General features: G+C 58.4%; 12 protein-coding genes. 8 read left to right on the forward strand and 4 right to left on the reverse strand.

Annotated features, from left to right (window positions below):
- Position 1: 1 nt before the first annotated feature.
- From PH558_RS24125 to PH558_RS24140, 4 genes are all read left to right on the forward strand, one after another.
- Positions 2-577, forward strand: coding sequence for an invasion associated locus B family protein (locus tag PH558_RS24125; protein ID WP_285207023.1), 576 nt, complete (start codon positions 2-4; stop codon positions 575-577).
- A gap of 14 nt (positions 578-591) precedes the next feature.
- The gene (locus PH558_RS24130) at positions 592-1,281 is read left to right on the forward strand and encodes a hypothetical protein (RefSeq protein ID WP_285207024.1); all 690 of its coding nucleotides are present in this window, start codon (positions 592-594) and stop codon (positions 1,279-1,281) included.
- A 2-nt stretch (positions 1,282-1,283) separates the two neighbouring features.
- Entirely contained in the window at positions 1,284-1,757 is a 474-nt protein-coding gene (locus tag PH558_RS24135) for a DUF4189 domain-containing protein (protein ID WP_285207025.1), read from the forward strand.
- Between the two features lie 134 nt (positions 1,758-1,891).
- Positions 1,892-2,446: an invasion associated locus B family protein gene (locus PH558_RS24140; RefSeq protein ID WP_483314181.1), complete on the forward strand. Its 555-nt coding sequence runs from the start codon at positions 1,892-1,894 to the stop codon at positions 2,444-2,446.
- 156 nt (positions 2,447-2,602) lie between these two features.
- On the opposite strand, the gene PH558_RS24145 is transcribed toward PH558_RS24140, so the two are convergent.
- Entirely contained in the window at positions 2,603-3,232 is a 630-nt protein-coding gene (locus tag PH558_RS24145) for a TetR/AcrR family transcriptional regulator (protein WP_095438113.1), read from the reverse strand.
- Positions 3,233-3,338: 106 nt separating this feature from the next.
- Here PH558_RS24145 and PH558_RS24150 point away from each other — a divergent pair, with 106 nt between their 5' ends.
- The 4 genes from PH558_RS24150 to PH558_RS24165 are packed head-to-tail and all read left to right on the forward strand — an operon-like array spanning position 3,339 to position 9,795.
- Positions 3,339-4,415, forward strand: a complete 1,077-nt coding sequence (locus tag PH558_RS24150) for an efflux RND transporter periplasmic adaptor subunit (protein ID WP_285207026.1) — start codon at positions 3,339-3,341, stop codon at positions 4,413-4,415.
- Positions 4,412-5,482: an efflux RND transporter periplasmic adaptor subunit gene (locus PH558_RS24155; RefSeq protein ID WP_095438112.1), complete on the forward strand. Its 1,071-nt coding sequence runs from the start codon at positions 4,412-4,414 to the stop codon at positions 5,480-5,482. Before PH558_RS24150 ends, PH558_RS24155 begins: the two co-directional genes overlap by 4 nt.
- A 12-nt stretch (positions 5,483-5,494) precedes the next feature.
- Positions 5,495-8,554: an efflux RND transporter permease subunit gene (locus PH558_RS24160; protein WP_285207027.1), complete on the forward strand. Its 3,060-nt coding sequence runs from the start codon at positions 5,495-5,497 to the stop codon at positions 8,552-8,554.
- The gene (locus PH558_RS24165; protein WP_285207028.1) at positions 8,554-9,795 is read left to right on the forward strand and encodes an alpha/beta hydrolase; all 1,242 of its coding nucleotides are present in this window, start codon (positions 8,554-8,556) and stop codon (positions 9,793-9,795) included. The genes PH558_RS24160 and PH558_RS24165 overlap by 1 nt, the downstream gene beginning before the upstream one ends.
- A 164-nt stretch (positions 9,796-9,959) precedes the next feature.
- Here the strand turns inward: PH558_RS24165 and PH558_RS24170 are convergent, their stop codons facing one another.
- The 3 genes from PH558_RS24170 to PH558_RS24180 are packed head-to-tail and all read right to left on the reverse strand — an operon-like array spanning position 9,960 to position 12,017.
- A complete protein-coding gene (locus PH558_RS24170) occupies positions 9,960-10,496 on the reverse strand; it encodes a hypothetical protein (protein WP_285207029.1) in 537 nt (178 codons plus the stop codon).
- Positions 10,493-11,620: a tetratricopeptide repeat protein gene (locus PH558_RS24175; RefSeq protein ID WP_285207030.1), complete on the reverse strand. Its 1,128-nt coding sequence runs from the start codon at positions 11,618-11,620 to the stop codon at positions 10,493-10,495. The genes PH558_RS24170 and PH558_RS24175 overlap by 4 nt, the downstream gene beginning before the upstream one ends.
- A gap of 4 nt (positions 11,621-11,624) precedes the next feature.
- A complete protein-coding gene (locus PH558_RS24180) occupies positions 11,625-12,017 on the reverse strand; it encodes an Ivy family c-type lysozyme inhibitor (RefSeq protein WP_285207031.1) in 393 nt (130 codons plus the stop codon).
- Positions 12,018-12,075 lie beyond the last annotated feature (58 nt).

Consider the following 12,075-nt stretch of genomic DNA (forward strand, 5'->3'; position numbering starts at 1 on the left):
CATGGTCAAAGGAGCGCTCTTCGGCGTCCCGACTTTTATGGCTTGCATGCTCCTGTTCGGCTCGATCGCAGCCGGACAGGATGCGGCCTCTCCCACGTATCGCATAAAGCCTTCCGAAGTCGTTGCTCCTCCGGAAGTGAAGCCTGGCGACTATCAGCGGACCATTCGTCCCTTTGAAAACTGGACGCTGATCTGCGACGAAAATCTCAAAATTCGCCAGCGGGTCTGCAACGTTACGCAAATCATCGAGAACGCTGCCGGACAAATTGCATTCAGCTGGTCGCTTGCCGCGACGAAAAAAGGCGATCCCTATATGATCCTGCGTGCGGCTCCGGTTGCCAAAAGCGACGGCGGCATCCAGTTGCAATTCGAGGGACGGAAAGAACCGATACAGGTCCGGTTCAGCGGCTGCAACAATACGGTTTGCGTCGGCATGCTGCCGGTCGGCCCCGCCATGCGCGAGCAGATTTCCAAAAACACGGCGCCAACAATCTCCTATCCAACCTCGGATGGAAGGACGATCAGCTTGACTGCAAACCTCAAGGGCCTTTCCACAGCCGTTAAGGCGATAAAGTGACGGACGGATTTTCAATGAGCCAACAATCGATCCACGATCGCATCATGTCCCGAAACGCGAGTGAGGCGGTAATTCGGAATTTAGCCGACGAGCCGGCCAGGCCGCGGCGAAGCTGGTGGAAGGTGACTTCCTTATCGGTGCTGGCCATCGCAATCGCCGGCGCTATCGGTTATGCCGCCTTCCGATATGATGTCTTGGGCAATCTTCTCTCCCAGCCGGCGGTTGCGGCGGCGAACGACGCTAATCAGGCGCTGCCCGATACGCCGTTCCTGCAGCATGCCAAGCAGGCCGGCTTGCACTCTTGTTCGACGATTTTCCCGGTTCTCGGACAGCTGCTGACCAATGGCACGCAGTATAATGTCCAATCGGTGTGGAACAAAGAAGCAGCCGACAAGCATGCAGTACAAGCGCTTGTCGGCATGAACTATGCCACTCAGGGCTATAGCGGTCCGGCCGCCGGCATTGTCTTTGCAGCGCCCGTCGCATCCGGCTGCGAAGGATCAATGGTTCGTGTCGCACCGTTCACAATGTCTTGCCCGGAAGTTTCGGCCAAGTTCCCGAACGGAAGCAAGCTCGTCAACAATCTCGACCAGGTCGGTGTCTACCAGCTCGGCAACGATGGTGGTGATGCAATGCTTTTGCCGACAGGAAGCGGCTGCGTCGTCATTTCCGTGGCTTCGGCAGCAGGAAAGCAAGGGAGTTAAAAATGAGACTGAAATCCGCGATTGCCGCGATAGGCATGCTTCTAGTCTCCGCCGCCCATCCGTGGGCAGCCGATCTCTTCCCGACAGAGCAGCCGCCGGCTCCCCCGCCTGACGAGCGCGGCATATGGGCAGCGATCGCCTATTCTGCCCCGGATGAAAAATACGGCTTCTTCTGGGGGGCCGACAAACGCCAGGAAGCCATGGATATCGCGCTCAAGCATTGCGAGCGGGATAAGGGCAAGAGCTGCGTCGTCGTCAGCGTATTTCGCAATCATCGGCATTGGGATGACGACGACAAGACCGGCTTTCCCTACAATCATTGCGGCGCCCTTGCCATCGGCAAGGAAGGCGGGAAGCGCGTTACGCCGTGGGGCTCGAATTCGGCGCCGACACGCCGCGAGGCCGAAGACCTCGCACTCAAGGCATGCGAGGGCTCCGGCTCCCACTGCAAAGTGCGGGAGTGGGTATGCACCTGACCAACCCCGGTCACGGCAATCATAAACAACGAACTTCGTCCCGACGGCGATCATCATTGACCTTATTTCGTTGCCTTCGCTCCCAATGGAACCGACCGCGGAAGGTCGTACTTCAAGTCGAGAGATTTTATCCCTTGTCAAATTTCAAGTTTACTTCATTTCGGATAGTTGGCCGCATATCTTACACGGTGCTCGCCCTTGTCGGTGCGGGCTTTGCTTCTTCGGCCTTTGCCCAATCGGCTCTGCCGAATGGCGCTTCGAGCCTGCAGGAGACATACCAGGACTGGCGCGTTGCCTGCAGCCAGCGCGACAAGACGTCGGCATGCACGATTTCGCAAGATCAAACCCAGCAAAACGGCCAGAGGCTGCTTGCCGTCGAAATGCAAATACGTCCCGACGGCGGCGCGCTCGCAACGCTGCTGCTACCCTTCGGAATTGTCCTCGACTCGGGCGTGACGCCGAATATCGACGATCAGCCGCCTTTGAAGCCGGTGCGTTTTCGCACATGTCTGCCTAACGGCTGCATCGCCTTGCTTCCGGTCGATGCTGCAACACTTGGCAAATTGCGAACCGGATCGCGCCTGAACCTCAAGGTCGTTGCCGATGGCGGCAACCCGCTCGGCTTCCAGATATCCTTGCAAGGTTTTTCGGCGGCCGCCGATCGCGTTGCCTCGTTGGGCGCACGATAGAAGCCGCATCTTCTCACTGCGCGGATGCGCCGTCAGGCCGATTTGTGCGGCAAATCCGGAGGTCCGGCCCAGTAAAGCTGCGGTTTCCAGCATCTTCGGGAGCAGCAATTTGCCGCTCTCGCAATAAGGCTGCCCCTTCGATACCGGATACCTGCGCTAGCGAGGCTCCTTCAAGAGCAGCCCGTGCAAAACAAGGTCGATGTGGGCCGTCAGATAGCTTGCTTTGTCCAGAGTTCGCCGCTCATCGAAAAGCAGCTTGAAGAACAGAAAGGCGATTGCGGGCGCAACGATGGCATCGGCGAACGCGGCCGGCGCCGCTCGAAACTCTCCGAGCTTTACCCCCTCATCAATAAGCGACTGCATTTGACGCTCGAGAGGATCGATGAATATGTCGTGATGCCTGTCGACGATATGTGGAAACCGCGAACCTTCGGCAATGACGAACCTCATCAATTCGCGCAACTTGCGATCATGAATTATGAGATCGTAGATCAGCTCGATATTTTTCCGAAGCCGCTCCGTAGCGGTTCCCTTCAGCTCATTTCCGCTTATCAATAAATCTTCGAGGGGCGTCGAAATGTGCCGGATCATTGCTTCGAAAAGCTGCTCCTTGGTCTCGAAGTAGACGTAGATGGTTCCCTTCGTAACTCCAATCCTGGTGGCTATATCTTCGACGCGAGTCGCGACGTAACCGCGTTCGACGAACTCCTCAAACGCAGCATCCAGGATCTGAACGGGGCGGCGGGCTTTCTGCTCCGCGCGCGTCAGCTTTTTCGTATCAGGCATATCGCACCTTGAGCGTTATTCGTCGTTTGGCGTCAAGACAATTTCCATTGACTTCCTAGTCAGTCAATAATATTCGTCTGCCGAACGGATGCAAGAGGTCAAATTCATGAAAACTGTCCTTGTCGTCGCCTGGCTCGGTGTCAGCGCCGTCGCGCTTGCCTCATGCGAAAAGCAAGGTGCGAGTGAGGCCAAGCCGAAGAACGTGGAGACCGTCGTGGCCAAGCTCACGCCGGTCGTCGAAAATAACAGCATCACCGGCGAAGTCAGTGCCCGGGTCGAGAGCGATCTTTCCTTCAGGGTCAGTGGGCGCATTGTCGAACGCCTCGTCGATGTCGGCTCGTCGGTGAAGGCGGGGCAGGTGCTTGCGCGCATGGATGCCGAAGAACAGAAGGCCGATCTGGGCGTAGCCACGGCGAACCTGCAGTCGGCGCTCGCCCAGCAGACCCAAGCCCAGTTGGCCTTCGACCGGCAGCAGAACCTCTTCAAAACACAGGTTACGACCCGCGCCGCGCTTGACCAGGCCCAGGAAACCCTTCTGACGGCCCAGGGAAGTGTGAAATCGGCGCAAGCGCAGCTCGACACCGCCCAGGACGCGCTTTCCTATACGGAACTGCGCGCTGATGCCGACGGTGTGATCACCGCCAGAAACGCCGAGGTGGGTCAGGTCGCGCAAGCGGCGCAGCTGGTCTTCACCCTTGCGCATGACGGTCCGCGCGACGCGGTCTTCAACGTCTTTGAATCCCTTTATCTGGGCCGCAATCTTGAAAACAAGGTCGCCGTCAGCCTCCTTTCGGCGCCGTCTCACAGGATAGAGGCCTCCGTCCGGGAAATCTCGCCCACGATCGACTCGTCGACCGGGACAATCAGGGTCAAGGTGGCGCTCGAAGGGGCGCCGGACATGCCGCTCGGCGCTCCGGTAGTCGGGCTGTTTCGATCCGCAGCGCGGGACGCAATCGAACTGCCGTGGTCGGCGATGGCGTCGAAGGGCGGCAAGCCGGCGGTCTGGATCGTCGATCCCGCCTCATCGAGCGTCTCTCTTCGCCAGGTCGATGTCTCCGGCTATGAAACCGGCCGTTTTGCGGTGCGGGCGGGCGTATCGCCGGGCGAGACCGTCGTCGCTGACGGCGCGAAATTCCTGCGATCGGGCCAGGCCGTCACATATGATAACGGAGCTGCAAAATGAATATCCGCATCACAGCCGGCCTGGCGATCCTCGGGTCATTGCTGCTGACTTCTTGCGAAAAACAGGACGAAGCCCATTACGAGCCGCCGCGTCCCGTACTTTCCGTCGTCGCCCAGTCCACCGCTGCCTCCGCGCTGACCCTTCCGGGGACGGTCGAGGCCAGGATCGAGACCCAGCTTGCATTTCGGGTCCTGGGACGGGTCATCGCGCGCAAGGTCAGCGTCGGCGATATCGTCAGGAAAGGCGATGTCGTTGCCGCCATCGATCCGCTTTCGCTCGAGCTTGCGGTCAAGAGTTCCCAGTCCGAGCTTTCGAATGCTCAGGCGCAGTTGGCAAATGCCGCATCCACGGAAGAACGCCAACGGTCCTTGCTCGAGAGCCGGTCGGGAAGCGAAGCGGCCTACGAAGAGGCCGAACTTGGCCGCAAGAGCGCGAGTGCGGCGGTTGCCAAGGCGCAGGCCAATCTGGACAAGGCCGAGGAACAGCTGGGCTATGCGCAGCTACGCGCGGAATTCGATGGTGTCGTGACCGCAACTTCCGCCGAAGTGGGCCAGGTCGTCTCCGCCGGCCAAAGCATCGCCACCGTTGCGCGTCCCGATCAACGCGATGCGATCATCGACATACCGGTGGCAAGCTTCGACGGTCTCAAGGTGGGCTCGCCCTTTGAAGTGGCGCTCCAGCTCGACCCGACCATCCGTGCGAGCGGTGTGGTCCGAGAGATTGCTCCGGAAGCCGAGGCCACCACCCGCACGCGGCGCACGAAAATCACGCTCATCAATCCGCCCGCGGCATTTCGCCTTGGCTCCGTTGTTACCGCGACCGCGACCGTTGTCGCGGATCCGATGATCCTGCTGCCGTCCTCATCCGTGTTGGTGAAAGACGGAAAGCCGAACGTCTGGGTGGTCGATACCGCGGCTCGCAAAGTCTCCATTCGCACGATCAAGATTGATGGGGACCTCGTCGAAGGCGGTTCGGTGAGGATCACCGAAGGCATCAGCCCCGGCGAACGCATCGTCGTTGCCGGAGTTCACAAGCTTGCGGACGGCCAGGCCGTCAGGGTAGACTAAGGAAAGATTCCCGTGAAAAAATTCAATCTGTCCGACTGGGCGCTCGAACATCGTTCGCTCGTCTGGTACTTCATGATCGTCTTCATTCTGGCCGGCGCCTTTTCCTATATCGGTCTCGGTCGCGAAGAAGATCCCGCCTTCACCATCAAGACCATGATCATTCAGGCCCAATGGCCTGGCGCATCGGCCGAGGAGGTGACCAAACAGGTCACCGACCGCATAGAAAAGAAGCTGGAGGAGCTGGATTCTCTCGACTATACGAAGAGCGAGACGGTTGCCGGCCAGACCACCATTTTCGTCGAGCTTCTGCCGACGACCAAGGCCAAGGATGTCAACGCCATCTGGATGCGTGTCCGCAATATGGTCGGCGACATCAAGGGAGATTTTCCAAGCGGCGTCGTCGGGCCGTTTTTCAACGATAACTTCGGCGACGTCTATGGCAATATCTATGCCTTCACCGGTGATGGGCTGACACAGCGCCAGCTTCGTGATCTGGTCGAGGATGCGCGCGCGAAAGTGCTGACGGTCCCCAATGTCGGCAAGGTCGATATCATCGGCGCGCAGGACGAGGCCGTCTATCTCGAATTTTCCACGCGAAAGATCGCCGCTCTCGGCCTTAACCAGCAATCCGTCATCGACACGCTTCAGGCACAGAACGCCGTGACGCAGTCCGGTTTCGTCGATGCCGGCCCCGAGCGCATCGCCTTGCGCGTCAGCGGCCAGTTCACATCCGAAGACAGCCTCAGATCGATCAATCTTCGCGTCAACGATCGCTTCTTTCCGCTGACCGACGTTGCGACGATCAAACGCGGCTATGTCGATCCTCCTTCATCGCTGTTCAGATTTAACGGGCAGCCGGCCATCGGGCTTGCCATAGGCATGAAGACCGGGGCAAATCTGCTTGAGTTCGGCAAGGCGCTCGACAAGGAGATCGAGCAGGTCACGGCCGATCTTCCCATTGGGGTCGACGTTCAGCGCGTGTCCGATCAGCCCGCCGTCGTCGACGAGGCCGTATCGGGCTTCACACGCGCGCTGTTCGAGGCGATCGTCATCGTGCTTGCGATCAGCTTCATCAGCCTTGGCGTCCGGGCGGGACTCGTGGTCGCCATTTCCATTCCGCTCGTACTGGCGATCACCTTTCTCGTTATGGCATATACCGGCATTTCCATGCAGCGTATTTCGCTTGGAGCGCTGATCATCGCTCTCGGCCTTCTCGTTGACGATGCCATGATCGCCGTCGAGATGATGGTAGCCCGGCTGGAAGTGGGCGACGACCTGAGAAAGGCGGCGACCTACGTCTACACCTCGACGGCCTTTCCGATGTTGACGGGTACGCTTGTGACGGTGGCGGGCTTCATCCCAGTCGGCCTCAACACCAGTGCGGCCGGCGAATTCACCTTCACTCTCTTCGTGGTCATCGCCGTTTCGCTCCTGGTTTCATGGATCGTTGCGGTGTTGTTCACGCCGCTTCTGGGCGTGACGATCCTTCCGAAGACCATGAAATCGCACCATGATCAGAAAGGCCGTTTTGCGCGCGTCTTCGCCTGGCTCCTGGGCCTCGCCCTGCGTTGGCGCTGGATAACCATCGGTGCGACCGTGGCCGCGTTCGCCCTTTCCATCGGCGGAATGGGCTTGGTGCAGCAACAGTTCTTTCCTTCCTCCGATAGACCCGAACTGATCGTCGATTGGAACCTGCCACAGAACAGCTCGATTTCCGAGACGAACAAGCAGATGGCCAAGTTCGAACGCGAGATGCTGGCGAACAACAAGGATATCGATCATTGGACGAGCTATGTCGGACAGGGCGCTCCCCGCTTTATTCTGTCCTTCGATGTGCAAACACCCGACGTCTCGTTCGGCCAGACCGTGATCGTCACCAAGGGGCTCGACGTTCGCGACAAGGTCAAAGCCGAACTGCAGGATTACCTGACGAAGACCTTCCCTGGAACCGACGCATTCGTGAAGCTGCTCGACATCGGCCCTCCGGTCGGCAAGCCGGTACAGTATCGGATCAGCGGACCCGATATCCAGAAGGTCCGGGACATCGCCCAGCAATTTGCAGGCATCGTCGGTCAGCATCCCTTGCTGTCCAACATGACCTTCGATTGGAACGAACCTTCGCGTGTCGTCAAGGTCGACGTTCTGCAGGATAAGGCACGGCAATTGGGCGTCTCGTCTCAAGATATCGCAACGGCTCTAAACGGCATCGTCGAGGGAACGGCCGCAACGAACATTCGTGACGACATCTATCTGATCGATGTGATCGGTAGAGCCCAGACGACCGAACGCGGCTCGATCGAGACGCTGCAGAACCTTCAACTGGGCGGCTCAAATGGCAAATCCGTGCCCCTCTCGGCGGTTGCGAATTTCCATTACGAGCTGGAGCAACCGACGATCTGGCGGCGGACGCGCATACCGACCATCACCATCAAGGCTGCGGTGGTCGGATCGACGCAACCGGCGACGATCGTCAGCGAACTGCAGCCGAAAGTCGACGAATTCCGCAAGACGCTTCCAAGCGGCTATCATATCGTAGATGGCGGCTCGGTCGAGGAAAGTGCCAAGGCGCAGGGGCCGATCGTGGCGGTAGCGCCGCTGATGCTGTTCGTCATGGCGACGATCCTGATGATCCAGCTGCAAAGTTTCAGCCGGCTCTTTCTGGTGTTCGCTGTCGCTCCTACAGCGCTTATCGGCGTCGTTATCGCACTTCTCTTCAGCAACGCGCCTATGGGGTTCGTCGCAATCCTTGGCGTACTTGCTCTCATAGGTATCCTGATCCGCAACTCGGTGATCCTTGTCGTGCAGATCGAGCATCTTCGAAGCGAGGGCGTGCCGGCCTGGCAAGCCGTCATCGAGGCGACGGAGCATCGAATGCGGCCCATCATGCTGACGGCCGCTGCGGCAACGCTTGCGCTTATACCGATCTCCAGAGAGATATTCTGGGGTCCGATGGCCTATGCGATGATGGGCGGCATCGTCGTCGGCACGGCTTTGACGTTGCTTTTCCTTCCCGCCTTGTACGTCGCCTGGTTTCGCATTCCCCGTGATGGCGCGCAGCACGAGGTGATCTGATGTCTGGCGTTCGAAAGGCGACCTGTGCTCCTAGGCGGTCATGTCTTTCTGTCCTGATGGCCCTATCGATATTGGCCGGATGCGCGGGGCGGCTGGAGAATGTTCTCCAGCCGGTCGCCACGGCGGGACCAGGCACCAGCACCGTGGACATGATGGTGGCGACGACACGCCAGCCGACGGACAAGCCCGGCGAGCTTTACTCCGGCGAACGTGGAACGGCGATTTCTCTCAACGATATCGTCGTTTCCATTCCTCCCGATCGAAATCGCAAGATTGGCGAAGTGCAATGGCCATCGCATGTGCCGGCCAATCCCGAAAAGGAGTTCGCTGTCCTCAAGGTCGGCAGGGTGGCGTCCGAGCGCAATATTTTCGAATGGTTCAGCAAGAACCGCAATGCCAAGCGCCAGGTCGTCATCTTCGTGCACGGCTTCAACAATACCTATTCCGACTCGGTCTTTCGCTTCGCGCAGATCATTCATGATTCCGGAACCGACGCCGCGCCGATCCTCTTCACCTGGCCCTCGCGCGGCAATGTCTTCGATTATCTCTACGACAAGGAGAGCACGAATTTCTCCCGCCGGGCATTGGAGGATCTGATCCTGCAATCTGCCAGAAGCCCTGACGTCGGGGAGGTGACCATTCTTGCCCATTCCATGGGATCCTGGCTGACTGCCGAGGCACTGCGCGGCGTCGCGATGCGCAACAAGACCATTCCGTCGAAGGTAAAGGATGTCATCCTGGCATCGCCCGACATCGATATCGACGTATTTCGTCGGCAGATGATCGAAATGGGGCCGCAGCACCCGCATTTCACGATCTTTTCATCGACAAGGGACAAGGCATTGCAGGTTTCGCGATGGCTCTCCGGCGGCGTCAACCGTGTCGGCGGCTTCGATTCGACACCCTATGCCGCCGATTTGGCCAAGCTCGGTATCACGGTGGTCGATACGAGTTCCGTTAAACCCGAAGATGCGCTGGGCCACAATACGTTTGCGGACAATCGCGATATGGTCCAATTGCTTGGACGGCGGCTGGCAGGACAGTCGTTGGACACCGGGCAAACTTCGCTTGCGGATCGAGTCGGCATGGCGGCGGTGCGAACCGCGGACCTGGCGGGCTCTGCAGCGAAAGTTGTGGTCGCCGCTCCCATGTCTATTGTCAGCGACGATGCGAGGCAGGTCTTGAAGCAGCAGCTTTCATCTGGCTCCTCGCCCATCGTCGATGGACGTATTTCCTACTGAACTACGGTCGTGAAGCCGTTGTTCACGAGTGGATCAAGTCAAACCTGTCGATATTGAAGGACGCGGCCGCATGTCGCGGCCGGTCCAAGCAGCAATCAAACTCCAATAGCAGCCGAAACGTGGTGAGATTAAACACGCGCACGCTCGGTAGGATCGCGAGAGACTTAATCGCCTACAGAGTTGACGACACGGCAGAGATTGTCGCTCATGTTGGGAGCAACTTGGCCCTGCGGCACCATGAAAAGCGCATCAACTCGGCTGCCCTTGCCGCTTTTTCTGACGACGACGCGCAGGGTCTGAGGCCGACCCGAACCGGTCGTTTCCTGCTGCGCGGTTAGCGTGCCGAGCTGCTTCTCGACATTCACATCCACAAAACCTTCGGCCAGCACCGCCCGCGAAACCTTATCAAAGGCGACAGCTGGGCTGATTGACGGAAATTCCATCCAGGTCTTATAGGTCACGCCGGTTACAAGCGGAACACCGGTGCTTTGATAATGTTGCGAGCATGGGCTGGCAGCGGCGGAGCCGAGAGAAATAGTGGCGAACGCAAAAGCGTAGAAAGCTGTCTTATACAAAGCGAAAACGTCCTCTGTTGATGATACGATAAAAGATCTATTGGGCAGGGATAGGACAGTCGCGGTGGCCGACCTCGCGTGCCGTGCTGCGGCTCGATTCGTGGCGAAGCTGGCGATTAAGTTCATCTTTTCACCGATTCTATTGCCGACAGCATATTGGTGCGGCCTGGATCATCGGCCGGCGTCAATGCAAGCGCCTTCTGAAAATCGGCCAACGCGGATTTGAAGTTCGATTTGCTTCGATAAACCTCGCCTCGCACGAAATAGGTCGAGTTTGATTGATCGTTGAGTTCGATAGCCTTGTCGAGGTCGCTAAGCGCCTGATCGGTCCTGCCGATCTTCAAATAGGAAAGGCCACGGTTGCTGTAGGCGTAGGGATAGGATGGATCGCTTTCTATGGCTTTCGTGAAGTCCGCAATGGCCCTGCCGAAATCGCCGGTCATGTTGTAGGCGTCACCCCGATCATTGAACGCTCTTATATTTGAGGGGTTCAGGCGCAACGCACGGGTATAGTCGTCGATCGCCGCACCGTAGTTGCCGTCTTTTACATACAAGCCGCCCCGCTCGACATAGGTAACCTCGAACGTCTGGTGCAGCATGGCTGACAGCTCAGGCTTAAGGGCGACGGCCTTGTCGAAGTCGGCCAAGGCCAAATCGTATTTGCTTTCGGCAAGATAGCCGTTGCCCCGTCCGGCATAGGCTTCCGCAAAGTCGGGCGCAAGTGCAATAGCCTTGTTCATATAGCCGATCCTTGCCTCGTGATCACCATTACGATCGGCTAGGGTGCCGAGGATGAGATACACCTCCGGATGACCATCCGGCTTCAATTCTGCCGTCTTTTTGGCGTCGGCGATGGCCTTCTCATAATCCCCTTTCGCAAACTCGGCATCGCTTCGCCCCGCATAGGCGAGAGCCGATTTTGCATCGAGCTCGAGTGCCCTGCTGAAATACTCCTCAGCCAGATCCAGTTCGTTGCCGTCAATCTTGATATAACCAGCGCTGCTATAGGCAAGCGATCGATCTGCGTTTGTTTGCCTGTCGTCCTGGGCAATGGTGAGGCAAGTCGATAAGGACTTGCATATGGATGTATCGTCGTTTCGCGCCGTCGCTGAGCGGGCGGACGCAGACTGTTGTGTCCCTGTGTACCCAGTTGTTTGCACATCGCTTGCATCAGCGTGTGACGTCGTCGCCAGCTGCACTCCAAGAAGAGCACAGCACAGAAAGCCCGACAACTGCATTGGAACGCGCACGTGACTACTCCGCCAGGGCCTTGTCCAACGCGGTCTTCTGTGCTGCGGAAGGATTGCCCAAATAGAGCTTTGGACTCTTCTCGTCCTGGACCTCCGCCCATGCCTGCGTGCCATCCACTTTAAAGAGGATTGCTGCCTGGCCGTCGTTTGTCGCATGCTGCTTGGCAAGGAGGCTGATCGAGTAGTCCACCGAACCGATGGAGACGGTCTTGACCGGCTCCGCGATGAACCTGTTTTCGTCGCGTACCCAGGCAGGCGTTCCCTTGGCGGATGACAGCATGGCCTTCCATGACCGGGCATGAACCGGGTCCTTCAGAAGATCAAAAAAGTTGATGTCCTCTGCGTGGGCGATGCCCGCAGTGCCGGCAATCGCGAGAATGAATGGGAGCTTACGCATGAATCCGTGTTTGTCCTCTCACGACAGCGGATCACAAAGGGAAGCTCGGCGCCTCGAA

The sequence above is a fragment of the Rhizobium pantanalense genome (assembly GCF_030182525.1).
GTDB lineage: Bacteria > Pseudomonadota > Alphaproteobacteria > Rhizobiales > Rhizobiaceae > Rhizobium.

Bases quoted from the DNA above. Each gene is read 5' to 3' on its own strand.
- PH558_RS24125 (WP_285207023.1), top strand. From the start codon at position 2: ATGGTCAAAGGAGCGCTCTTCGGCGTCCCGACTTTTATGGCTTGCATG.
- PH558_RS24130 (WP_285207024.1), top strand. From the start codon at position 592: ATGAGCCAACAATCGATCCACGATCGCATCATGTCCCGAAACGCGAGT.
- PH558_RS24135 (WP_285207025.1), top strand. From the start codon at position 1,284: ATGAGACTGAAATCCGCGATTGCCGCGATAGGCATGCTTCTAGTCTCC.
- PH558_RS24145 (WP_095438113.1), bottom strand. From the start codon at position 3,232: ATGCCTGATACGAAAAAGCTGACGCGCGCGGAGCAGAAAGCCCGCCGC.
- PH558_RS24150 (WP_285207026.1), top strand. From the start codon at position 3,339: ATGAAAACTGTCCTTGTCGTCGCCTGGCTCGGTGTCAGCGCCGTCGCG.
- PH558_RS24155 (WP_095438112.1), top strand. From the start codon at position 4,412: ATGAATATCCGCATCACAGCCGGCCTGGCGATCCTCGGGTCATTGCTG.
- PH558_RS24165 (WP_285207028.1), top strand. From the start codon at position 8,554: ATGTCTGGCGTTCGAAAGGCGACCTGTGCTCCTAGGCGGTCATGTCTT.
- PH558_RS24170 (WP_285207029.1), bottom strand. From the start codon at position 10,496: ATGAACTTAATCGCCAGCTTCGCCACGAATCGAGCCGCAGCACGGCAC.
- PH558_RS24180 (WP_285207031.1), bottom strand. From the start codon at position 12,017: ATGCGTAAGCTCCCATTCATTCTCGCGATTGCCGGCACTGCGGGCATC.